Origin of the sequence: Xanthomonas sp. CFBP 8151 (genome assembly GCF_011761885.1) — a bacterium.
GTDB lineage: Bacteria > Pseudomonadota > Gammaproteobacteria > Xanthomonadales > Xanthomonadaceae > Xanthomonas > Xanthomonas arboricola_B.
In genome coordinates, this window is record NZ_JAASQZ010000006.1 from 26039 (window position 1) to 48812 (window position 22774).

At 67.0% G+C, this 22774-nt stretch carries 20 protein-coding genes; 7 read left to right on the forward strand and 13 right to left on the reverse strand.

Translation table 11 applies throughout. From position 1 onward, the window contains the following. Positions 1–6 precede the first annotated feature (6 nt). The 9 genes from carB to FHT08_RS19545 form a co-directional block, all read right to left on the reverse strand. Positions 7–3249, reverse strand: a complete 3243-nt coding sequence (gene carB, locus FHT08_RS19505; RefSeq protein ID WP_166776482.1) for a carbamoyl-phosphate synthase large subunit — start codon at positions 3247–3249, stop codon at positions 7–9. 119 nt (positions 3250–3368) lie between these two features. Continuing rightward, positions 3369–3725: a type II secretion system protein M gene (locus tag FHT08_RS19510; protein ID WP_166776484.1), complete on the reverse strand. Its 357-nt coding sequence runs from the start codon at positions 3723–3725 to the stop codon at positions 3369–3371. Further along, positions 3722–4855, reverse strand: a complete 1134-nt coding sequence (gene carA / locus FHT08_RS19515) for a glutamine-hydrolyzing carbamoyl-phosphate synthase small subunit (protein ID WP_166776486.1) — start codon at positions 4853–4855, stop codon at positions 3722–3724. Before carA ends, FHT08_RS19510 begins: the two co-directional genes overlap by 4 nt. Before the next feature lie 240 nt (positions 4856–5095). Next, positions 5096–5812: a 4-hydroxy-tetrahydrodipicolinate reductase gene (dapB, locus tag FHT08_RS19520; RefSeq protein ID WP_166776488.1), complete on the reverse strand. Its 717-nt coding sequence runs from the start codon at positions 5810–5812 to the stop codon at positions 5096–5098. Positions 5813–6178: 366 nt separating this feature from the next. Next, the gene (locus tag FHT08_RS19525) at positions 6179–6901 is read right to left on the reverse strand and encodes an MOSC domain-containing protein (RefSeq protein ID WP_166776490.1); all 723 of its coding nucleotides are present in this window, start codon (positions 6899–6901) and stop codon (positions 6179–6181) included. Then, on the reverse strand, positions 6898–8100 hold the full coding sequence (locus FHT08_RS19530) for a PLP-dependent aminotransferase family protein (RefSeq protein ID WP_166776492.1): 1203 nt from the start codon (positions 8098–8100) through the stop codon (positions 6898–6900). Before FHT08_RS19530 ends, FHT08_RS19525 begins: the two co-directional genes overlap by 4 nt. 319 nt (positions 8101–8419) lie before the next feature. Continuing rightward, on the reverse strand, positions 8420–8674 hold the full coding sequence (locus FHT08_RS19535) for a DUF6587 family protein (protein ID WP_166776494.1): 255 nt from the start codon (positions 8672–8674) through the stop codon (positions 8420–8422). Position 8675: 1 nt separating this feature from the next. Next, entirely contained in the window at positions 8676–10535 is a 1860-nt protein-coding gene (locus FHT08_RS19540) for a ferrous iron transporter B (protein ID WP_166776496.1), read from the reverse strand. Then, positions 10532–10780, reverse strand: coding sequence for a FeoA family protein (locus FHT08_RS19545; protein WP_016904358.1), 249 nt, complete (start codon positions 10778–10780; stop codon positions 10532–10534). Before FHT08_RS19545 ends, FHT08_RS19540 begins: the two co-directional genes overlap by 4 nt. 116 nt (positions 10781–10896) lie before the next feature. Between FHT08_RS19545 and FHT08_RS19550 the strand changes: the two genes are divergently transcribed. The 5 genes from FHT08_RS19550 to FHT08_RS19570 all read left to right on the forward strand — a co-directional run bounded on the left by FHT08_RS19550 (position 10897) and on the right by FHT08_RS19570 (position 14563). Continuing rightward, a complete protein-coding gene (locus FHT08_RS19550; RefSeq protein ID WP_166776542.1) occupies positions 10897–11694 on the forward strand; it encodes an enoyl-CoA hydratase-related protein in 798 nt (265 codons plus the stop codon). Further along, positions 11691–12587, forward strand: coding sequence for a hydroxymethylglutaryl-CoA lyase (locus FHT08_RS19555; RefSeq protein ID WP_166776498.1), 897 nt, complete (start codon positions 11691–11693; stop codon positions 12585–12587). Before FHT08_RS19550 ends, FHT08_RS19555 begins: the two co-directional genes overlap by 4 nt. Positions 12588–12732: 145 nt before the next feature. Then, complete coding sequence (locus tag FHT08_RS19560) at positions 12733–13503, forward strand: SDR family oxidoreductase (protein ID WP_166776500.1); 771 nt, start codon at positions 12733–12735, stop codon at positions 13501–13503. A 95-nt stretch (positions 13504–13598) separates the two neighbouring features. Continuing rightward, positions 13599–14165 carry an elongation factor P-like protein YeiP gene (gene yeiP, locus FHT08_RS19565; protein ID WP_016904354.1) on the forward strand — a complete coding sequence of 189 codons (567 nt, stop codon included), beginning with the start codon at positions 13599–13601 and terminating at the stop codon, positions 14163–14165. Next, positions 14165–14563 carry a hypothetical protein gene (locus FHT08_RS19570; protein WP_104606411.1) on the forward strand — a complete coding sequence of 133 codons (399 nt, stop codon included), beginning with the start codon at positions 14165–14167 and terminating at the stop codon, positions 14561–14563. The genes yeiP and FHT08_RS19570 overlap by 1 nt, the downstream gene beginning before the upstream one ends. Before the next feature lie 330 nt (positions 14564–14893). On the opposite strand, the gene FHT08_RS19575 is transcribed toward FHT08_RS19570, so the two are convergent. The 3 genes from FHT08_RS19575 to FHT08_RS19585 are packed head-to-tail and all read right to left on the reverse strand — an operon-like array spanning position 14894 to position 18502. Then, positions 14894–16753 (reverse strand): DUF4105 domain-containing protein, encoded by a 1860-nt coding sequence (locus tag FHT08_RS19575; protein WP_166776502.1) that lies wholly within the window; start codon positions 16751–16753, stop codon positions 14894–14896. Then, positions 16750–17049 (reverse strand): DUF2388 domain-containing protein, encoded by a 300-nt coding sequence (locus FHT08_RS19580; RefSeq protein WP_104606413.1) that lies wholly within the window; start codon positions 17047–17049, stop codon positions 16750–16752. The genes FHT08_RS19575 and FHT08_RS19580 overlap by 4 nt, the downstream gene beginning before the upstream one ends. Positions 17050–17083: 34 nt before the next feature. After that, a complete protein-coding gene (locus FHT08_RS19585) occupies positions 17084–18502 on the reverse strand; it encodes an FAD-binding oxidoreductase (RefSeq protein ID WP_104606414.1) in 1419 nt (472 codons plus the stop codon). Positions 18503–18710: 208 nt separating this feature from the next. Here FHT08_RS19585 and serA point away from each other — a divergent pair, with 208 nt between their 5' ends. Further along, positions 18711–19952: a phosphoglycerate dehydrogenase gene (gene serA, locus FHT08_RS19590; RefSeq protein ID WP_104606415.1), complete on the forward strand. Its 1242-nt coding sequence runs from the start codon at positions 18711–18713 to the stop codon at positions 19950–19952. Positions 19953–20551: 599 nt separating this feature from the next. Here the strand turns inward: serA and FHT08_RS19595 are convergent. Further along, complete coding sequence (locus tag FHT08_RS19595) at positions 20552–21139, reverse strand: NUDIX hydrolase (RefSeq protein ID WP_104537521.1); 588 nt, start codon at positions 21137–21139, stop codon at positions 20552–20554. 142 nt (positions 21140–21281) lie between these two features. Here FHT08_RS19595 and FHT08_RS19600 point away from each other — a divergent pair, with 142 nt between their 5' ends. Next, complete coding sequence (locus FHT08_RS19600; protein ID WP_026064795.1) at positions 21282–22754, forward strand: amino acid permease; 1473 nt, start codon at positions 21282–21284, stop codon at positions 22752–22754. The last annotated feature ends 20 nt before the right edge of the window (positions 22755–22774 follow it).

Below are 22774 nucleotides of genomic sequence, written 5' to 3' on the forward strand. Positions count from 1 at the left end.
GTGCTCTCATGCTTCCAACTCCTTGTGCAGTTCCTGCAGCGACCAGACAGGGCCGGTGCCGCGGAATTCCAGCGAATGCACCAGCGCCTTGGCGCCGGCAACGGTGGTCGAATAGGTCACGCGATGCTGCAACGCTTCACGCCGGATCGAGAACGAGTCGGAGATGGCGGCGCGACCTTCGGTGGTGTTGACGATATACACGATCTCGCCGTTCTTGATCGAATCGACGATATGCGGGCGGCCTTCGGCGACCTTGTTGACGATCTCGCAGCTCAGCCCGTTCTGCTGCAGCCAGGCACCGGTGCCGCGCGTGGCGACCAGCGTATAGCCACGCTCCACCAGCGCCTGCGCCACCGGCAACACGCGCTGCTTGTCCGGATCGCGCACCGACACGAACGCCTTGCCCACCGGCGGTGCCTTGATGCCGCCGGCCTCCTGCGCGCGCGCAAACGCGGCGCTGAAGCTGCGGCCCACACCCATCACCTCACCGGTGGAGCGCATCTCCGGCCCTAGGATCGGATCCACGCCCTGGAACTTGGCGAACGGGAAGATTGCCTCCTTCACCGAGTAATAGCCCGGCACGATCTCCTTGGTGGCGCCCTGCTCGGCCAGCGTCTTGCCGGCCATGCAGCGTGCGGCGATCTTGGCCAGCGGCATGCCGATCGCCTTGGACACGAACGGCACGGTGCGCGAGGCACGCGGGTTTACTTCCAGCAGGAATACCACGTCGTCGCCGGCCTCGTTCACCTGCACTGCGAACTGGGTATTCATCAGGCCGACCACGTTCAGGCCTTCGGCCAGCATCACCACCTGACGGCGCAGCTCGGCCTGGGTCTTGGGCGAGAGCGAATATGGCGGCAACGAGCAGGACGAATCGCCCGAATGCACGCCGGCCTCTTCGATGTGTTCCATCAACCCGCCGATCAGCACGTTGCCGTCCTTGTCGGCAATGATGTCCACGTCCACTTCCACCGCATTGTCGAGGAAGCGGTCCAGCAGCACCGGCGAATCGTTGGACACCTTGACCGCATCGCGCACATAGCGCGCCAGATCGGATTCGCCGTAGACGATCTCCATCGCGCGGCCGCCGAGCACGTAGCTCGGGCGCACCACCAGCGGGTAGCCGACTTCGCGCGCCAGCACCAGGGCTTCCTCGGCATTGCGGGCAATGCGGTTTGGCGGCTGCTTCAGGCCCAGCTTGTCGACCAGTTGCTGGAAGCGCTCGCGGTCTTCGGCCAGATCGATCGAATCGGGCGAGGTGCCGATCACCGGCACGCCATTGGCTTCCAGCGCGCGCGCCAGCTTCAGCGGGGTCTGGCCGCCGTACTGCACGATCACGCCCTTGGGTTTTTCCAGCTCGACGATTTCCAGCACGTCTTCCAGCGTCAGCGGCTCGAAGTACAGGCGGTCGGAGGTGTCGTAATCGGTGGACACGGTCTCCGGGTTGCAGTTGACCATGATGGTCTCGTAGCCGTCGTCGCGCAGCGCCAGCGCCGCATGCACGCAGCAGTAGTCGAACTCGATGCCCTGGCCGATGCGGTTGGGGCCACCGCCCAGGATCATGATCTTGTCGCGGTCGGTCGGCAGCGCCTCGCACTCGTCCTCGTAGGTCGAATACAGATACGCGGTGCTGGTGGCGAACTCGGCGGCGCAGGAATCCACGCGCTTGTAGACCGGGCGCACCTTCAACGCGCGACGCAGCGTGCGCACCGATTCTTCGTTGGTGCCGGTCAGCTCGGCCAGGCGCGCATCGGAGAAACCGGCGCGCTTGAGCGTGCGCAGACGCGCCGCATCCAGTGCCGGCATGCCGTCGTCGGCCAGTTGCTGCTCGTGGCTGATCAGTTCTTCGATCTGATCCAGGAACCACGGGTCGATGAACGACAGCGCATAGACATCGGCCACGCTCATGCCGGCGCGGAAGGCGTCGGCGACATAGAACAGACGCTCCGGACCCGGCGCCTTGAGCTCGCGCTTGAGCGCGGCGATGTCGTCTTCGCTGCTCAGATCCAGGCCGGTCGGGTCCAGCCCGATCTTGCCGGTTTCCAGCCCACGCAACGCCTTCTGCAGCGACTCCTGGAAGGTGCGGCCCATCGCCATCACCTCGCCCACCGACTTCATCTGGGTGGTTAGGCGCGCATCGGCCTGCGGGAACTTTTCGAACGCAAAGCGCGGAATCTTGGTGACCACGTAGTCGATCGACGGCTCGAACGAGGCCGGGGTCAGGCCACCGGTGATCTCGTTCTTCAATTCGTCCAGCGTGTAGCCCACCGCCAGCTTGGCGGCGACCTTGGCGATCGGGAAGCCGGTGGCCTTGGACGCCAGCGCCGAGGAGCGCGACACGCGCGGGTTCATCTCGATCACCACAACGCGGCCGGTGGTCGGGCTGATGCCGAACTGCACGTTGGAGCCGCCGGTATCCACACCGATCTTGCGCAGCACCGCGATCGAGGCATCGCGCAGGCGCTGGTATTCCTTGTCGGTCAGCGTCTGCGCCGGCGCCACGGTGATCGAGTCGCCGGTATGCACGCCCATCGGGTCGAGGTTTTCGATCGCGCAGACGATGATGCAGTTGTCCGCGGTGTCGCGGACCACCTCCATCTCGAATTCCTTCCAGCCCAGCACCGATTCTTCCACCAGCACTTCGGTGGTCGGCGACAGTTCCAGGCCACGGCCGACGATCTCGATCAGCTCTTCGCGGTTGTAGGCGATGCCGCCGCCGCTGCCGCCCAGGGTGAAGCTGGGACGGATGATGGTCGGGTAGCCGACCCGGGTCTGGATATCCAGCGCCTCTTCCAGCGTGTGCGCCACTTCGGCGCGGGGGCAATCCAGGCCGATCTCGCCCATCGCCACGCGGAACAGCTCGCGGTCTTCGGCCATGCGGATGGCTTCGCGCTTGGCGCCGATCAGCTCGACGTTGTACTTCTCCAGCACGCCGTGGTCGGCCAGATCCAGCGCGCAGTTCAGCGCGGTCTGCCCGCCCATGGTCGGCAGCAGGGCGTCGGGCTGTTCCTTGGCGATGATCTTCTCGACCGTCTGCCAGTTGATCGGCTCGATGTACACCGCATCGGCCATATCCGGGTCGGTCATGATCGTGGCCGGATTGCTGTTGACCAGCACCACGCGATAGCCCTCGTCGCGCAGCGCCTTGCACGCCTGCGCGCCGGAGTAGTCGAACTCGCAGGCCTGGCCGATGACGATCGGGCCGGCGCCGATGATCAGGATGGTTTTTAGGTCGGTGCGCTTTGGCATTTCTTTACTCGATTAGGAACATGCGGCGAGCCGCAGGTGCGGAAGAGTGGCCGCGGCGATCGCATCGCGGCGCGGCGCGGCGTGATAGTGCATCGACTCGGCAGAGCCGAGCGCCGGGTTCACCCGGCAGATCCATAGCCCAGGGCGCGCAGGGTGTGCTGAAGCCATTGATACAGCCCGAAGGACGCGGCAAAGCTGCCCAGGATCAGCAGCCAGCCGATCGCGGAGGTCTTGCCCCAGCGACGCACCTTGTCCGGGTCGCTGTTCTGCATGCGATGGTGAAAGGATTCCCCTCCCGCCACATAGCCGACGCCGAAAACCAAGCACATCGGCACCAGCAAGGCCAGCTTCATGCCGCCGTGCAGCGTGATCGACTCGGCACCGGCGCGTGCCTGCTCCAGCGGCATCCACACGCCCCAATACGTCAGGGCGACGCCCATCAGCACGATCAGCACGCCCATCAAACGAGCGCTCATGCGCGCTTGGCATCCTTGGCCATCAACTCCACGAACCGATCGAACAACGGTCCCACATCGCGCGGGCCCGGCGAGGCTTCCGGGTGGCCCTGGAACGAGAACGCAGGGGCGTCGGTCAGCGCGATGCCCTGATTGGTGCCATCGAACAGCGACCGATGGGTCACCCGCACATTGGCCGGCAGCGTGCTTTCGTCGACCGCAAAGCCATGGTTCTGCGAGGTGATCGTCACCCGCCCGCCGTCCAGATCCTGCACCGGATGGTTGGCGCCGTGATGGCCGGTGGTCATCTTGACCGTACGGGCGCCGGCGGCCAGCGCCAGCAGCTGATGGCCCAGGCAGATACCGAAGGTGGGCACCTGCCTGGCGATCAGTTCCTGGATCGCGCTGATGGCGTAGTCGCAGGGCTCCGGGTCGCCCGGGCCGTTGGACAGGAACACGCCATCGGGCTGCATCGCCAGCACCTCGGCCACCGGCGTGCGCGCCGGCACCACAGTGACGTCGCACCCACGGTCGGCCAGCATGCGCAGGATGTTGAGCTTGACGCCGTAATCGTAAGCAACAACCTTGTGCTTCAGCTCGGCGCGCACGAACGTGTCGGAATCCAGATCCAGCGAGCCTTCCTGCCAGCGGTAGCTGGTCTGGGTGGAAACCACCTTGGCCAGGTCCATGCCCTTCAGGCCGGGAAAGCTGCGCGCGGCTTCCAGCGCCTTGGCGACATCGATCTCGCCGGCCATCAGTGCGCCGTTCTGGGCGCCCTTCTGCCGCAACAGGCGTGTCAGCTTGCGGGTGTCGATGCCGGAAATGGCCACCACACCGCGGGCCTGCAGCCACTCCGGCAGTGCGACTTCGCTGCGCCAGCTGCTGGGGCGACGCGGCACGTCGCGCACGATCAGGCCGGCGGCCCAGATCTTGCTGGCCTCGTCATCCTGATCGGTAAAGCCGGTGTTGCCGATATGCGGATAGGTCAGCGTGACCATCTGGCGGGCGTAGGAGGGATCGGTCAGGACTTCCTGGTAACCGGTCATGGCGGTGTTGAACACCACTTCGCCGACGGAAAGCCCGTTGGCGCCTACGGATTCGCCCTCGAACACGGTGCCGTCTTCGAGGACAAGGATTGCGGGTTGGGTCACGTGGGGGTCTCGCTCTGGCTGCCTGGGACTCCGATGCGCTTCCGGCCAAATTCCGGTTGCAGCAAAGCGCGGACGCGGTGCTGAGGACCGGTCCGACGCTGGTTCGGGCAAGCGAGAATTGTAAAGGCAAGTGCCCCGGCATGCCAGCCTGGAGAACACCGGTTATCGTGGCGCCATCGCGATGGCGGGATGAATGCGCCACGGCGATCATTCGCCATTCACATGCGGCAACGCGCCCGGTTACAGCACCAGATCGCGCACGCGATAGCTGCCGGCCGGCTTGCCGAGCAGCCGCTTGGCCGCATGCAGGGCGCCGCGCGCGAAGATGTCGCGGTTGGTGGCGCGGTGCACCAGCTCCATCCGCTCGCCCAGCCCGGTGAACTGCACCGTGTGCTCGCCGACGATGTCGCCGGCGCGCAGGCTGGCAAAGCGCGGCTGCGCGCCGCTGCCGGTGGCCGCCTCCCCCAGCGTCAGTGCGGTCCCGGACGGTGCGTCCTGCTTGTGCACGTGATGCGCTTCGACGATGTCGCAATCCCAGCCCGGCAGGCTGCCGGCGGCACGCTCCACCAGTTCGGTCAGCACCGCAACGCCCAGGCTGAAGTTGGACGCCCACACCAATGGGATCTGTTGCGCGGCCTCCAGCAACGCGGCGCGCTGCGCTTCATCCAGGCCGGTGGTGCCGGACACCAGCGGTTTGCCGCGCTGCGCGCACAAGGTCAGGATCGGTGCGAAACCCTGCGGCAGGCTGAAGTCGATCGCCACATCGAAGGCCGGCGCACCGCCGAGTTCGCTGGCGGCGAAGTACGGCACGCCGTCCACCACGCGCTGCGAAGGCGAACGCCCCACCACCGCACCGACGACGTGCAGCGCCTCGTCTTCGGCAGCCAGGCGCAGCAATGCCTTGCCCATCCGCCCGGAGGCGCCGTGGATCAGAACTTTCACAGGAGACGTTGTCATGGCGGCAGGCTAGCTAGGCGGGGTGGGTTGTACAAGATAGCTGGGAATCGGGAATCGGGAATCGGGAATTGTAAAAGCTGGGATTGGGGAATCGGGATTAGGGAATCGTTGGAGCCGGGAATCGGGATGGGGGATTAGGGAATCGTAAGAGCAGATGCGGATGTGCGCGTTTTACGTGCTATGGCGCTTTGGCTTGGTGGCGTCCGTGGGGTGCGCGTGGTGGTTGGCACACAACGTAGCGAGCGGCCATGGGTTGGTGAGGGTTGCGCCGCTGCACGTTGGTAAGGACATTGAAGAGGACGCATGGCACACGCTGCACCTGGCGCGACTGCGGCCTTTGATCGCGCGCGAGGGTGTTGGCGGCTCTCAGTCGCTTGCGCCGTGCAGGCGCTTGCTCCAGCTCTCTATTTCGCGGCGTTGCAGGCGGCGTGCGAATAGCGCCTGCCACGACGGCACCAGCGGCAGCTGCAACACTTCGTTGATGGCGGCGACATCGACATCGCGCGCATACAACAACCGTTGCAGGCGCGACAGCGTCCATCGCGGATGCGGCCGCTGCTGCAGTGTCAGCGTATCGCCGGGCGCAACGACGCCGGGCTGCAGCACGCGGTAATACCAACCGGTGCGGCCGGTGTCCTGCACGCGGCGCGCCATGTCGCGCAGGCCGAAACGGTCGGACAGCTTCCAGCATGGCTGACGCAGTTGCGACACTTCCACCGCCGCCGTGCCCAATGCAAAACGATCGCCCAGACAGACGTCGGCTTCGGTGAGGCCGCGGCTGCTCAGGTTCTCGCCGAATGCGCCGGCGGTCTCCAGCAACGCATGCGCACCGAGCTCGGCCTGCCAGGCGGCGTAGTGCTCACGGGGATAGTGATGGATCGCCTTGTCCGGCCCGCCATGCACACGCCGGTCGCCCTGCTCGTCGCCCTGCAGACCGTCGGGACCGACGCGCACCCTACTGCCCACCGCTCGCTTGTCGATCGCACTGCGGCTGCCGGGGCGGGTGAAGTCGCGTGCGATACCGATCGCGACGCTGTCGATGGTGATCGCGAGCGCAGGCGCCTGCACGCCAGCGGTCTGCGTGCTCACGCGCCGTGCCCGGGCAATTCGGCCAGCGCCTCGCGCAGCACCTCGCCCAGGACCTGGATGCCGGCGTCGATCCTGTCGCCGGGCACGGTGACGAACGACAGCCGCAGGGTATTGACCTGCGGCAGGGTGGCGTAGAACGGCGCGCCCGGCACGAACGCCACATTGCGCGCGATCGCACGCGCCAGCAGCGCGGTGCCGTCCAGCCCGGGCGGCAGGGTCACCCACAGGAACATGCCGCCTTCGGGGCGATTCCATTGCACCTGGGGTGGGAAATGCCGATCCAGTGCCTCCAGCATCAGGCTGCATTGACGCGCATACAGCGCGCGGATCTGCGGGATGTGCGTGTCCAGGAAATCGTCCTGCAGCGTCTGGTGGACCACGCGCTGGGTGAACGATGGCGTATGCAGATCGGCCGCCTGCTTGGCCTGGATCAGCTTGCCCAGCACCGCTTCGGGCGCGACCACATAGCCCAGCCGCAACCCGGGCGCGAGCACCTTGGAGAACGAGCCCATGTAGATCACGCCGTCCGGGTTGAGCGACAACAGGCTCGGCAATGGCTGGCCACTGTAGTAAAGCTCGCCATACGGGTCGTCTTCGACGATCGGCACGCCAGCCTCCGCCGCCCGCGCCACCAGGGCCTGACGGCGCGCCAGCGGCAGCCGGCGACCGGTGGGATTCTGGAAATTCGGCAGGCAATACAGAAAGCGCGCATCGGCCAGCACTGCAGGATCCAGCGCGTCCACCACCACCCCGTCCTCGTCCGAGGGCATGCCGACGAAGCTCGGCTGGAACAGCGAGAACGCCTGCAACGCGCCCAGGTAGCTCGGCGTTTCCACCAGCACCTTGCTGCCTTCGTCGATGAAGACCTTGCCGAGCAGGTCCAGGCCCTGCTGCGAGCCGGTGGTGATCAACACCTGGCTGGGCCGGATACTGGCGCCGTCGCGGCTCAGGCGTGCCGCTACCCATTCGCGCAGCGGCGCATAGCCTTCGGTGGGGCCGTATTGCAGCGCGGCCTGCGGCGCATCGCGCAGCACCTGATCGCTGGCCGCACGCATGCGCTCCACCGGAAAGGTGGCCGGCGACGGCAGCCCGCCGGCGAAGGAAATGACCTCCGGCCGCTCGGTCACCTTGAGGATTTCGCGAATCGCCGAACTGGTCAGCGCCTGCGCACGTCGGGAGATCTGGAAGGAGGTCGTCATCGCGCAAGCATAGCGAAGGCCTGTGGCCGACGCGCTGTGCACTGCAGCGTCAACGACGCCACTCGGCCAGTGACGGTATTGCTGCTGCACCGGTCATCGCCACGCGTTACGACGCTTGCCTGGGTCGCAGTGACGCGACCGAACACGCGATGCAGTGATGCCATGCACGCGCGTCGACGCCAGCCGGCAAGACAACCGCAATACGCGCATCGCGCCGCGCAGGATGTCGCCTGCTTCTGCCGACACGCGCTGCGCGCGCAGGTCGGCCGGGCGGCGGGCCAGGTCGGCCGGTGCCGATGACAGGCACCGCTTCCGCGCGTCAGTGACGACGTGGCGGCGCCGGCCCGCAACTGTCGCAGCCACCGCAGGCCGCGGCGTCCTGGGCGACCGGCGGGGCCACGCGGCGACCCAGCGCCCGCATCCACGCAGGTCGCCCGTCGCGCAGCAGACCCAGCGCCAGCATGCTGCGCAGACGCCGCAGCGTGCCGGGGAATTGTTTCTTCATCACCACCCACAGACTGAGCAACACCGCCAGGGCGATGACCAGGTATTGCAGCGTGAGCGACAGATCCACCTCAGCCGGCTCCCAGCAGCACGGCCAGCTGGTAGGTCACCAGCGAGGCCAGGTAGGCCAGCGCGAACAGGTACACCGCGCTGACCGTCATCTGCTTCCACGAGTTGGTTTCGCGCTTGATCGTGGCCAGCGTGGAGATGCACATCGGCGCGTAGATGTACCAGACCAGCAGCGACAGCGCGGTGGCCAGCGACCAGCCATCGCTGATCAGCGGCGACAAGGCCTGCGCCGCGGCATCGTCGTCGGCAGCCGACAGCGCGTACACGGTCGCCAGCGAGGCCACCGCCACTTCGCGCGCGGCCAGGCCGGGAATCAGCGCGATGCAGATCTGCCAGTTGAAGCCCAGCGGCGCGAAGAAGATCGCCATCGCATGGCCGATGCGCCCGGCGAAGCTGTAATCGATCGCCGGCAAGGTGGCGTTAGCTGGCGCCGCGGGAAACGACAGCAGGAACCACAGCAGGATGGTCAGGGCCAGAATGATGCCGCCGACGCGCTTGAGGAAGATCAGCGCACGCTCCCACAGCCCCAGCGCCAGGTCGGGCAGATGCGGCAGGCGATAGGACGGCAGCTCCAGCATCAGCGGGTGCTCGCTCTTGTCGCGGCGCCACTTCTTCATTGTCCACGACACCAGCAGCGCGCTGACGATGGCCGCGGCATACAAGCCGAACAGGATCAGGCCCTGCTGGTTGAAGACGCCCCACACGGTCTTCTGCGGGATGAAGGCGCCGATCAGCAAGGCATACACCGGCAGGCGCGCCGAACACGTCATCAATGGCGCGACCATGATGGTGGCGAACCGGTCGCGCGGGTCCTGGATGCTGCGGGTGGACATGATGCCGGGCACCGCACAGGCAAAGCTCGACAGCAACGGGATGAACGAGCGCCCGGACAAGCCGGCGGCAGACATCATGCGGTCGAGCAGGAAGGCCGCGCGCGGCAGGTAGCCGGACTCTTCCAGCGCCAGGATGAAGGCGAACAGGATCAGGATCTGCGGCAGGAACTTGATCACCCCGCCCAGGCCAGTGATGATGCCGTCCTTGAGCAGGCTGTTGAGCGGGCCCTCCGGCAGCGTAGTGCCCGCCCACTCGCCCAGCATCGCGGTGCCGGCATCGATCAGGTCCATCACTGGGTTGGCCCAGGCATACACCGCCTGGAAGATCAGGAACATCACCACCGCCAGCGTGACCAGGCCCCAGAGCGGGTGCAGCAGCCAGCGGTCCAGCGCGTCGTCCACCCGCGAGGTGCGGGTCGGCATGGTCACAGCCGCACTCAGGATCTGCCGCACCTGCGCATGGTAGTTGCCATCTGCAGGCGGCGCGGCGCCCGGTGCCGCGAGGCTCGCGGCCTGCGCGTCGATGCGCTCGACCAGCGCCTTGGCGCCGCCGCGGCGCACCGCCACGGTTTCCACCACCGGCACCCCGAGCGCCTGTTCCAGCGCCGGCAGGTCGATGACGATGCCGCGCCGCTGCGCGGCGTCGACCATGTTCAAGGCCACGATCATCGGCCGGCCCAGCTCGCGCAGCTCCAGCGCAAAACGCAGATGCAGGCGCAGGTTGGTCGCATCCATCACGCAGACCAGCACGTCCGGCGCCGGTTCGCCGGGATAGAAGCCCCGGCACAGGTCACGGGTGATCGCCTCGTCCAGGCTGGCCGGCTGCAGGCTGTAGGCGCCGGGCAGATCCAGCACCGCGAAGTCGCGCCCGGACGGCGCGCGGAAGTGTCCCTCCTTGCGTTCGACGGTGACGCCGGTGTAGTTGGCGACCTTCTGCCGGCTGCCGGTCAACTGATTGAACAGCGCGGTCTTGCCGCTGTTGGGATTGCCAACCAGCGCCAGCCGCAACGGAACGCTCGCCGCGCTCATGCCTGTGCTCCATCGACGCGTACCTGCACGCGTGCCGCCTCGCTGCGGCGCAGGGCGAACCGCGTGTAACCGACCTGTACCAGCAGCGGTTCGCGCCCGACCGGACCGGTCGCCAGCACCGTGACTTCTTCGCCAGCGACAAAGCCCAGTTCGCGCAGGCGCCGGGCGATCGTGTCGTTGGGGAGGCGATCCTCCACGGAATCCACGATGGCGGCGCGATGCAAGGGCATGTCGGACAGCGTCACAAAGACGGCCTGATTGTTAGGAATGGTTCTCAATTCTAGCATCGACGCACCGCGTCATGGCTCGGCCGACCCGTGCCGCTATCATGGTTCGCATCCCATTCATGGACGTTGACGCAATGCAGGACACCGGCTTGATCGTGGAAGACCAGGGAGCGGTCCGCACGTTGCGACTGCACCGCCCGGCGGTGCATAACGCCTTCGATGCGACCTTGATCGGCGCGCTTACCGACGCCTTGCAGCAGGCCGGCCGGGCAGCGCAGATCCGCGTCGTCGTGATCACCGGTGCCGGCGTTGCGTTCTCTGCGGGCGCCGACCTGAACTGGATGCGCGGCATGGCCGGCGCCAGCGAGGCCGAGAACGCGGCCGATGCGCTCGCCCTCGCGCGCCTGATGCGCACGCTGGACGAGTTGCCCAAGCCGACCATCGCACGCGTCAACGGCGCGGCGTTCGGCGGCGGCGTGGGCCTGGTGGCGTGCTGCGATATCGCCATCGGCTGCACCGAGGCGCGCTTCGGACTGACCGAAAGCAAGCTCGGCCTGCTGCCGGCAGTGATTTCACCGTATGTCATCGCAGCGATTGGGGCGCGGCAGGCACGGCGCTGGTTCGCCACTGCCGAGATCTTCGACGCGGCCACCGCACAGTTGCTGGGCCTGTTGCATCAGCTGGTCGCCACCGACCAGCTGGACATCGCGGTGGAGCGTCAGGTCCGCCTGTTGCTGGCGGCCGCGCCATTGGCGGCGGCCAGCGCCAAGGCGCTGGTGCGCGCGGTGCTGCCGCCGATCGACCGCGACGCCATCGACGCCGCCAATGCCGCATGGATCGCACGCCTGCGCGTTTCCGCGGAAGGCCAGGAAGGTTTGGGCGCCTTCCTCGACAAGCGCAGCCCGGCCTGGGTGCCGGAGAGCGCGGCGTGAGCGACTTTGTCCGCATTGTCGAGGTCGGGCCGCGCGATGGCCTGCAGAACGAAGCGATACCGATCGCCACCGCCGACAAGATCGCGCTGATCGATCGACTCTCCGCGACCGGGCTGCGCAGCATCGAGGCGACCAGCTTCGTCAGCCCGCGGTGGGTGCCGCAACTGGCCGACGCGGCCGAGGTGTTCGCCGGCATCAGCCAGGCGCCGGGCATCGCCTATCCGGTGCTGGTGCCGAACCTGCAAGGCTATGCGCGCGCGCGCGCCGCCGGTGCGCAGGAGGTGGCGGTGTTCACGGCGGCGTCGGAGGCATTCAATCGAACCAACACCAACGCCGGCATCGACGAATCGATCGCGCGCTTTTGGGCGATCATGGAACAGGCCGCGCTCGACGGGGTGCGCGTGCGCGGCTACGTCTCCACCGTGCTGGGCTGCCCGTATCAAGGCGAGGTGCCGGTGGCCGACGTGGTCGATGTCGCGCAACGGCTGTACGCACTGGGCTGCTACGAGATTTCGCTGGGCGACACCATCGGCGTCGGCACCCCGGCCAAGGCACGCCGGATGCTGGCCGCGGTGGCGCAGGCGGTCCCGATGCCGGCATTGGCCGTGCACTTCCACGATACCTACGGCCAGGCGCTGGCCAACATCGCCGCCTGCCTGGAGCAAGGCGTGCGCGTGGTCGATGCGGCGGTGTCCGGTGCCGGCGGTTGCCCCTACGCCAGGGGCGCCAGCGGCAACGTCGCCAGCGAAGATGTGGTGTATCTGCTGCATGGGCTGGGCATGCCGACCGGCATCGACCTGCCCGCCCTCGCCCGCACCGGCCGCTGGCTGGCGCAGTTGCTCGGTCGCCAGACCGGCAGCAAGGTCGGCAAGGCGTTAGAGGCCGCCGGCTGAGGCGCCAGTCCCGCACGCCACCGTCGCCGCGCCCGCGCATCTTCCAGGTCGGTCGCACAGACGCTTCGGCTAGAATCGCCGGCTGCGTCGTCACCCGTTCGCCTGCCGGCATCCACCGGCCTCCAGGATTTCAAGGAACCACCGCATGCAGCCTTCTTCTGTTCTTGCCATCGTCACCGGCGGCGTCTCCGGCCTGGGCCTGGCCGTGGCGCAGCGCATTGTGGCCGACGGCGGCAAGGTCGCCCTGTTCGACGTCAACGCCGACAAGGCCGACGCGGCGCTGGCGCTGCTCGGTGCGGGCAATGCGCAGTACTTCGCCACCGATGTCACCGACGAGGCGCAGGTCGCCGCCAACGTGGCGCAGGCCGCGCAGGCACTGGGCGGGCTCAACCTGGCGGTGAACTGCGCCGGCATCCTGGGCTCGGGCCGGGTGCTCGGCAAGGAAGCGCCGATGCCGCTGGCAACCTTCCGCACCACCGTGTTGGTCAACCTGGTCGGCAGCTTCAACGTGGCCAAGGCGGCGGCCGATGTGATGCAGCACAACAGCGCCGGCGACGACGGCGAGCGCGGCGTGATCGTCAACACCGCCTCGGTGGCCGCCTACGAAGGCCAGATCGGCCAGGCCGCCTATGCAGCAAGCAAGGGTGGCGTGGTCGGCATGACCTTGCCGATGGCGCGCGAACTGGCCCGCTTCGGCATCCGCGTAATGACGATCGCACCGGGCGTGTTCTGGACCCCGATGGTGGACGGCATGCCCGAAGCGGTGCAGCAATCGCTGGCCGCGGCCATCCCGTTCCCCTCGCGCCTGGGCCAACCCGACGAATACGCCGACACCGTCGCCTTCATCCTGCGCAATCGCTACCTCAATGGCGACGTGATTCGCCTGGACGGCGGCGTGCGGTTGGCGCTCAAGTAGCCGGGAATCGGGAATCGGGAGTGGGGAATCGTAACCCTACTCTCAGCACCCCGGCCCCGGCTTTTTCGATTCCCCATTCCCAACTCCCGATTCCCATGAAAGCTAACGACATCAAGAAAGGCAACGTCGTCGAATACAACGGCGGCATTTACCAGATCCGCGACATCGAGCGCAGTTCGCCGCAGGGCCGCGGCGGCAACGTGCGCTTCCGCTTCATCATGTACAGCGTGCCCGGCGGCGCCAAGCTGGACGCCAGCTTCGACGCGGACGACAACCTGCCGGAAGTGGAGCTGCTGCGTCGTCTGTCGACGTTCTCGTACAAGGACGGCGAGGCGTTCGTGTTCATGGACGACGAAGACTTCACGCCCTACACGCTGGATGCGGATGTGATCGGCACCGATGCCGGTTACATCATCGACGGGCTGACCGGCATCTACGTGCAGGTGATCGACGACCAGCCGGTGGCCGTGCAACTGCCGCAGACGGTGACGCTGGAGGTGGTCGAAACCCCGCCCGAGCTCAAGGGCGGCACCGCCACCAAGCGGCCCAAGCCGGCCAAGCTCAACACCGGCCTGGAAATCATGGTGCCCGAGTACATCACCAACGGCGAGCGCGTGCTGGTCAACACCACCACCGGCGAATTCGCCGGCCGCGCCGACTGATGCGCAAGCTGGTCGTTGTGGTGACGCTGGGGCTGTTGGCCGCCTGCACGGCGCAACCGGCTCCGGCCCCGGCGCCGACAGCCACGCCCGCACCCGCGCCGGTGGCCTGCACCGACGCCAAGGTGGACGACGAATGGCTGCAACATCCGCCCGGCCTGTGCGGCATGCCGGAGGAGGTGCGCATGCTGGTGGAGGACTACGACACCTGCGAACACTTCGCGGGCGAGGAGCCGTACGACGCAGATCGCCGCCACGAGATCGAGGTGGCGATCGCGCAGTTCTGCACGCCGGCACCGGCACGGCTTGCAACGCTGATGCAGCAGTACCGCAACGACGCGCAGGTCAGCGACTGGCTGCGCAAGTATTCGGTGCAGGCGGATCTGCAACCCGCTGGATGAGGCGCGCCGGCTGGTGTGATAGGTCCCAGTTGGTGCGATGCGTCGTCCCTGGCCGGCGCACCGGGAACTGGGACTTACAGCTGCAGGCGACAGCGCGTCCCTTCTTCCATCGGGAGAAGGTGGCGCAAAGCGCCGGATGAGGGTACGGGCGAAGCCTCATGCAGTTGGACCTATACGAGAGCTTCGCCCCGTACCCTCACCCCGCTCCGCGCCCCGGACCGCGCTAGCAGCGCGGGCGCTCCAAGCCACGCGCGCCAGTGGCGCGCAAGCAGTGCCTTCTCGCCCCGGCCGGAGAGGGGCTCGTACCGCCCTCCGGCGTCGTCCGAATCGCTATTGCGCCCGCAGAGGTATATCCATCTCCGACCGCACTTTGTCGGCAGCCGCATCACCGCGCGCTAGCACGCGCAAGCGTGCGCGCAGACGTTGCACATTCGCCTCGCCCTGCTCCAATGCATTGCGGACGTCGGCCGGCAGTTGCTGCCGCCCGAGCCTCTGCAGCTGTGTCCACCCGTCGACCAATACGCCGGTTTCCTGCGCCACGCGCGCGCTCAGGTATTGCTGCTCGTCTGCTTGCGGCAGTCCGTAGCCGGCGCTGCCCAACAACGTGGCCGGATGACTGAGCTGGGCCTGCCGGGCAAACAGCGACTGCAGCTGACCCTGCACCGAGTCACGCGCGGCCGCGCCCGGTGTCAGCAGGCGCTTGAGCGCATGGCGCGCGCGCAATTCCTGGCGCCGCAGTGCGGCCTGTTCGAGCAACAACGCCGCAGCCGTCTCGCGTAGACCGCCGCGGTCGAACCACTGCGCACGTGCGTCCGCGCGCGCGTCCAGCCATTGCTCCACGTCGGCCTGCGGCACCGGCAGGCCGCGGCGGATCACCTCGAACATGGCCTGGTAATGCGCCGCCGCCGACTCGAAGTAATAACCTTGGCGAATCGCCTGCGCACGGTCGTCCAGCACCTGCATGTCGGCGATGCCGGCGCGCTGCAACCGCAGCCTTACGCCGCGCGGGGTGATCGACGACAGCCCGGCTGCGGACAGCCGCGGCACGCCATCGTGCAGGAGCTTGAAGGTCTCCACCGCGCAGTTGTTGCCGATGAAGTAGTAGCGCCCGTCGTAACTCCAATGCACCTGCGCGGCGCGTGCGAGCAGCGCGGCAATTTCCTCAGGTGTCAGTGTCAGCGGCACCGATGACAGCGCACGCAGCTCCACCTTGGTGTATTCGTCCACGACCTGATTCAACGGCAATACGAACAACCGCGAGGGATACGAGCCGGTCAGCCCGCGCCAGCTGGAAATCTGCACATCGCCGACAAAAGCGCGGAACGACAGTACGCGGTGATACTGCAGATCCAGACGGCAACCGGGACCGGGTGCGCGGCCAGGGGCACAGATCACCAGACGCAACATGCTGTGGCCCCAACGGCTCATCGGCTGCGTGTTGCCCTCGGCCAGCAGGTAGTCCACCGCATACACGCGCGCTGGATCCAGTGCCAGCAGCGACATCGCGCCGGCATCGTTGTCGGCCTGCAGGTACGGCAGCGTCGTCTCGCAACGCGTTGCATCGGGCATGGCGCCCACCTGCTCGGCAAACCAGGCCGCCAATGCCGGACGCCGGCAGTGATAATCGGCATCGAGCACGTAATGTTCGAGATTCACCGCGACGAATTCGGCTGGGCTGCGCCGTTCGTAATCGTCTGGGCTGCGATCGCTGAACCGGTTCGCGCCACGCCCGATCCGCCAGGGGCGCACCTGCCAGCCGGCAAGATCGCGCAGCCGCGGGTCGCGCGACAGGCCACCGTGCGCGCCGCGATCCAGCACATGCGCCAGTTCGTGCACTACGGCGGCCATTGCCGCGCGCGTGGCCGGTGTATCGGGGTCGGTCTGCGCGGCCGTCGCCTGCGCGCTCCACGCGTCCAGCAGGTCACGATCGAGCAGGATGCGCCGGCCGATCGCGCGGCCATGCACGTGTGCCGGTAAATCCGTGCGCCACTGCAGCTGGACCGGTGCGCCGATACGCTGCATCGAGGCAGGCGGCAGACGCTGCGCGACCTGTTCCACCAACGCATGCGTGGCGTCGATCTGCGCCGCAGACAGGCCCTGCGGATCGACATCGATGCGTACTTCGGCCTGCACCGCCGGTGCGATCGCTGCGGCCAGCCACAGCCACCAGCACCGGCGAAGAGACCTCACTGGGCCAGGATGGACTGCGCCAGTTCCAGGTCGCTGGACAGCCGCGCCGCATCGCTGCGACCGCGCAACTGCAGCAGCGCCGCTTCCAGCCGCGCGCCGCGGATCGCGCCATCGCTGGCGACGAAGCCGGCGGCATCTTCGCGTGCGTCGGCCACCACCTTGTCGTCGCCGGAACTGCTGCCGGAGGAATTGGACGAACCGGCCGACGATGCACCCGCCGAGGTTCCGGCCAGGCTGGATGCGAAGGCCGCCAGCGGCAGCAGCGTCAAAGCGCAAAAAACGAGGGGGCGCATCATTGGCGTATCGATTCCATGTGAAGGTGATGAAAGACTAACCGGCGCGCGTGGCGGCAGGCGCGTCGTCCATCTCGAACAGCTTGCCGGGATTCAGCAAAAGATGAGGATCGAGCACATGTTTGATCCCGCGCATCAGCGCGATCTCTTCGGCCGAGCGCGTGCTCCACAAGTAGGCCTTCTTGACCAAGCCGATGCCGTGTTCGGCGGAGATGCTGCCGCCGAAACGCTGCAAGGCCTGCGCCAGCAACTTGGTCACCTGATCGCAGGCCGCCACAAAATCGGCCTGGCTGGTGTCGTCGGGCTTGAGCACGTTGATATGCAGGTTGCCGTCGCCGATATGGCCGAACCACACCACATCGAAATGCGGATACGCATCGTGCAGCAATGCCTGGGTTTCGGCCAGGAACGCCGGCATCGCGGAGATGCGCACCGACACGTCGTTCTTGTACGGCGTGTAGCGCGCCAACGCTTCGGTGATGCCTTCGCGCAGTCGCCACAGTTGCGCAGCCTGCGCATCGCTCTGGCTGATCACCCCGTCGCTGACCCAGCCCTGCTCCATGCAGGTTTCGAATGCCGCCATCGCTGCGGCTTCCTGCGCCTCGTCGCCGGCGGCGAATTCGGTGACCACGTAATACGGATGCACGTCGGCAAACGGCGCCTGCGCGCCGTGCGCCAGCACGTGTTCGAGCGCGCGGTCGGTGAAGAATTCGAACGCTTCCAGCCGCAGCTGCGCGCGGAACGCAGCAAATACCTGCATCAGCACCTCGAACGAGGGCAGCGCCAGCAGCATCACATTGCTGGGCGGCGGCGGGTCGGTCAGTCGCAGCGTCGCTTCGACCACCACGCCGAGCGTCCCTTCGGAGCCGATCATCAGATGGCGGAAATCGTAGCCGCTGGAATTCTTCACCAGTGCTTTGTTGAGCTCCAGCAGTTCGCCGGCACCGGTGACCACCTTCAGGCCGGCCACCCAGTCGCGGGTATTGCCGTAGCGGATCACGCGGATGCCGCCGGCATTGGTGGCGATGTTGCCGCCGATCGAACACGAGCCGCGCGCGGCGAAATCCACCGGATACACAAGCCCATGCTCGCGCGCGGCGTTGTGCACCGCTTCCAGCGGCATGCCGGCCTGGACGGTGAGCGTGCGATCCACTGCGTTGAACTCCAGCGGCTTGTTCAGCCGCTCCAGGCTCAGCACCAGCTCGCCGTCGGCAGCCACCGCACCGCCGGACAGACCGGTGCGCCCGCCCGAGGGCACTACTGCAACCGCATTCGCATTTGCCCAGCGCAGCACCGCCTGCACCTCGTCCACCGAACCGGGCAAGGCGATCGCCAGCGGGTTGGGCGTCCAGCGCCGCGTCCAGTCGCGGCCGTAGTGTTCCAGGTCGGCCGGCTCGGTCTTCAAACGCAACGCCGGCACGGCCTGTTGCAACGAAAGGATGCGGGGATCGGTCATGGCACACGGCGCTGCGGTAGGAACCGCACAGCGTGCCAGTGCGCGCCAGCCTCGTCCAGCTGCACGGCGTGGCGCCGACGCGGCGTTGGATTCAGCTGAAACCGTTGCACTGCAAGGACTTTGCCTGCGCAAACACTGCGTTGCGGGCGCCCCATCGCGCGGCCCATCTGGCATAGTTGCCGACCCGATTGCTGCAATGCGCTCCCCCATGTCGCCGAAGAGAACCTCGTTTCCCAAGCAGGATATCCGCGTCCTGTTGCTGGAAGGCATCAGCCAGACTGCCGTGGATGTGTTCCGCGCCGCCGGTTATTCGCAGATCGAACTGCACGCCAAATCGTTGCCGGAACAGGAACTCACTGCGCGTATCGCCGAGGCGCACATCGTCGGCATCCGCTCGCGCACGCAGTTGAGCGCCGAGGTGCTGGCGCATGCCAAGCGGCTGATCGCAGTGGGCTGCTTCTGCATCGGCACCAATCAGGTCGATCTGGACGCGGCCGAACTGGCCGGCATCCCGGTGTTCAACGCGCCCTACTCCAATACCCGCAGCGTGGCCGAGCTGGTCATCGCCGAGGCGATCCTGCTGCTGCGCGGCATCCCGCAGAAGAACGCCGAATGCCATCGCGGCGGGTGGTCCAAGTCGGCCGCCGGCAGCCACGAAACGCGCGGCAAGGTGCTGGGCATCGTCGGTTACGGGCACATCGGCACCCAGGTCGGCGTGCTGGCCGAGTCGCTGGGCATGCAGGTGATCTTCCACGACATCGAGACCAAGCTGTCGCTGGGCAACGCGCGTGCGGCGATCGATCTGGACGACCTGCTGGCACGCTCGGACGTGGTAACCCTGCATGTGCCGGAGACGCCGTCGACCAAGGACATGATCGGCGCGGCGGAAATCGCGCGCATGAAGCACGGCGCGCACCTGATCAACGCCTCGCGCGGTACGGTGATCGACATCGACGCACTGGACGCGGCGCTGAGCTCGGGCCAGATCGGCGGCGCGGCGGTGGACGTGTTCCCGATCGAGCCCAAGGGCAATGGCGATGCGTTCGAATCAAAGTTGACCGCACACGACAACGTGATCCTGACCCCGCACGTGGGTGGCAGCACGCTGGAAGCGCAGGACAATATCGGCGTCGAAGTGGCCGCCAAGCTGGTGCGCTACAGCGACAACGGCAGCACCCTGTCGGCGGTGAACTTCCCCGAGGTCACCCTGCCCGAACATCCCGACAGCCTGCGCCTGCTGCATATCCACCGCAACGTGCCGGGCGTGCTGTCCAAGATCAACGAACTGTTCTCGCGCCACAACGTCAACATCGACGGCCAGTTCCTGCGCACCGATCCCAAGGTGGGCTACGTGGTGATCGACGTCAGTGCCAGCGAGGCGCAGGCCACCGCGCTTAAGGAAGGCCTGGCCTTGATCGAAGGGACCTTGCGGACGCGCATTTTGTACTGAGCGGACTTTGTACCGAGGCGATCCCTTCTCCCAACGGGAGAAGGTGGCCCGAAGGACCGGATGAGGGGGCGCTGCGGCCACCTTCGGCGCGTCTGCCATGGCAAACGCGTCGCCACGCGCCAGCAAGGGTGACTCGTAGACTGGCAGCCGATGCCTGGCCGTACTCTCCCCCAACCCCCGCTCCGCGCCCCTGCCCGCGCTTGCGGCGCAGCCACTCCCAGGCACGCGCGCCAGTGGCGCGCAGGCAGTGCTTTAGAACTCTAGTCAGCCGTACCCACCCCCTCTCCCGACGGGAGAGGGGCTTTCGCAGACCTGAGCACGAAACAACGTTTCATCACTCTTTCAATGCTTCCAAGGCCATGACAGCGAATGGCCGAGGCAGCAGCGTGGCCGGGGATTGGCGGAGAGCGGCACAGGGAGGTGCCGCGGCGGCGAGTCAGACAGGATGTCTGACCGAGCCGAGCAGCCGATCGCCGGCCGCGCTGCTGCCGCCCACCGAAGCCAGCAAGTGACAGGCAGCACCAGCACTTGCGTCGCACGCGCCAGCGGTGCGCAAGCAGCGCCTTATTACCCCGACGAAAGGGGCTCTAACAAGCTGCTCAACGCGCGCGCGCCACCCACTTCTCGGCCATGCGACGCATCGACGGATCCAGCTGCGGATCGGCAAGCAGCTCGGCGACCGGGCGCCACGCCAGAGCCAGCGATTCCTCGCTGACCTCGAATGCCTCGTCCGCCCCAGCCACCACCACATAGCGCGCGTCGTAATGCCAATGCCCGGCCACCTCGCCGCGCGCGGGGATCCAGTGCCGGTCCAGGTCGAAGATGGCCGCGTCAGCCAGGCGCAAACCGGTCAATCCGGATTCCTCCTGCGCCTCGCGCAAGGCCACCTGCGCCAGGTCGCGGTCGCCGTCGGCGTGCCCGCCCAGCTGCAGCCAGCGTTGCAGCTTGCGGTGATGGGTCAGCAGCGTGCGCGTGCCATCGGCGCTGACCACCCACGCCGAGCCGGTGAAATGACCTTCGACACGCTCGCGCAGGAACGGGTTGGTGGCATCGTCCAGCAGTTGAGCGAACTGCTCGGCCAGCCCGGCTTCGTCCGGCCAGCGCGCGCGGTAGTCGGCCAATCGCTGTTGCAGGGTTGCATCCACCATCTGTCGTTCCCGGTCGCCCGTCGCGGGCCAGGCGGCCATTATCGCCATTCATGCTGCGTACGTGCTTGTCGTGAGCGTGTAGCTTTGGCAAGGTAGGCCGCTTGCCTGTCCCACCGGGACGCGGCGCACCACCTTCGCCCAGGCGCGCGCGCCTTAGCTTTGCCACTTAGGGATGTACCGAATGCTGAAGTCTCTGTTGAGGGTCAAACCGATCGAGCCCGCTGGACATGTCGACGGGGGCGAACCGGTCGAAGGCAGCCTGCAGGGCGAAGCCACCCTGCAACGCACCCTCACCGCCAAGCACCTGATCATGCTCGGCATCGGCGCGGTGATCGGCGCCGGCATCTTCGTGTTGACCGGCCAGGCCGCGGCCAACCACGCCGGCCCGGCGGTGATGCTGTCCTTCGTGTTCGCCGGCATCGCCTGTGCATTCGCCGGCCTGTGCTACGCAGAGTTCGCGGCGATGATGCCGGTGTCCGGCAGCGCCTATTCGTATTCATATGCCACCCTCGGCGAGGGCATCGCCTGGTTCATCGGCTGGTGCCTGGTGCTGGAATACCTGTTCGCCGGCTCCAGCGTTGCGGTCGGCTGGTCCGCCTACCTGATCAGTTTCCTGACCGGCACGCTCGGCTTGCCGTTCCCGGCGGAGCTGGCCGGCGCGCCACTGGCCTGGGACGGCCACAACTTTGTCAGCTCCGGCAACCTCATCAACCTGCCGGCCGTGCTGATCGTGGCGGCGGTGAGCATGCTGTGCTACGTCGGCGTCACCCAGTCGGCATTCGCCAATGCCATCGTGGTGGCGATCAAGGTCGTGGTGATCTGCCTGTTCGTCGGCTTCGGCATCGCCTATATCGATCCGGCCAACTGGCATCCCTTCATCCCGGAAAACACCGGGCCGGGCCAGTTCGGCTGGGACGGCGTGTTCCGCGCGGCATCCATCGTGTTCTTTTCCTATATCGGCTTCGATGCGGTCTCCACCTCCGCCGGCGAGACCAAGGATCCGCAGAAGAACATGCCGATCGGCATCCTGGTGTCGCTGGCGGTGTGCACCGTCATCTACATCATCGTCTGCGCGGTGCTGACCGGCCTGCTGCCCTACACCCAGCTCGGCACCGCCAAGCCGGTGGCCACCGCACTGGAAGCGCACCCGCAGCTGACCTGGCTCAAGACCGCCGTGGAGATCGGCGCGATCGCCGGCCTGTCCTCGGTGGTGCTGGTGATGCTGATGGCGCAGCCGCGCATCTTCTACACCATGGCCAAGGATGGGTTGATGCCCAGACTGTTTGGCAAGGTGCATCCGAAGTTCCATACCCCCTATGTCGGGACGATCTTCGTCGGCGTGGTCGCGGCGCTGCTGGCCGGGTTGATCCCGCTCAGCGTGCTGGGCGAGCTGGTGTCGATGGGCACCCTGCTCGCCTTCGCCACCGTGTGCGCCGGGGTCATGGTGCTGCGCTTCACCAAGCCGGATCTGCCGCGGCCGTTCCGGGTGCCGCTGGCGATGCTGATCTGCCCGCTGGGTGCGCTGGCCTGCCTGTTCCTGTTCTTCCAGGCGTTTCAGGAACACTGGAAGGTGTTCGTGGGCTGGACCATGATCGGCCTGGTCATCTATTTCGGTTATGGCATTCGCCATAGCCGGCTGGCCCGCAAGGCTTGATTGCGAGTCCCTCGCAACAG

Coding starts and splice junctions, on each gene's coding strand:
- dapB (WP_166776488.1), bottom strand. CDS start 5,812: ATGACAACGTCTCCTGTGAAAGTTCTGATCCACGGCGCCTCCGGGCGG.
- FHT08_RS19595 (WP_104537521.1), bottom strand. CDS start 21,139: ATGGCCGCCTGGCCCGCGACGGGCGACCGGGAACGACAGATGGTGGAT.
- FHT08_RS19560 (WP_166776500.1), top strand. CDS start 12,733: ATGCAGCCTTCTTCTGTTCTTGCCATCGTCACCGGCGGCGTCTCCGGC.
- FHT08_RS19550 (WP_166776542.1), top strand. CDS start 10,897: ATGCAGGACACCGGCTTGATCGTGGAAGACCAGGGAGCGGTCCGCACG.
- FHT08_RS19530 (WP_166776492.1), bottom strand. CDS start 8,100: ATGACGACCTCCTTCCAGATCTCCCGACGTGCGCAGGCGCTGACCAGT.
- FHT08_RS19570 (WP_104606411.1), top strand. CDS start 14,165: ATGCGCAAGCTGGTCGTTGTGGTGACGCTGGGGCTGTTGGCCGCCTGC.
- FHT08_RS19540 (WP_166776496.1), bottom strand. CDS start 10,535: ATGAGCGCGGCGAGCGTTCCGTTGCGGCTGGCGCTGGTTGGCAATCCC.
- yeiP (WP_016904354.1), top strand. CDS start 13,599: ATGAAAGCTAACGACATCAAGAAAGGCAACGTCGTCGAATACAACGGC.
- FHT08_RS19580 (WP_104606413.1), bottom strand. CDS start 17,049: ATGATGCGCCCCCTCGTTTTTTGCGCTTTGACGCTGCTGCCGCTGGCG.
- FHT08_RS19585 (WP_104606414.1), bottom strand. CDS start 18,502: ATGACCGATCCCCGCATCCTTTCGTTGCAACAGGCCGTGCCGGCGTTG.
- FHT08_RS19600 (WP_026064795.1), top strand. CDS start 21,282: ATGCTGAAGTCTCTGTTGAGGGTCAAACCGATCGAGCCCGCTGGACAT.
- carB (WP_166776482.1), bottom strand. CDS start 3,249: ATGCCAAAGCGCACCGACCTAAAAACCATCCTGATCATCGGCGCCGGC.
- serA (WP_104606415.1), top strand. CDS start 18,711: ATGTCGCCGAAGAGAACCTCGTTTCCCAAGCAGGATATCCGCGTCCTG.
- FHT08_RS19510 (WP_166776484.1), bottom strand. CDS start 3,725: ATGAGCGCTCGTTTGATGGGCGTGCTGATCGTGCTGATGGGCGTCGCC.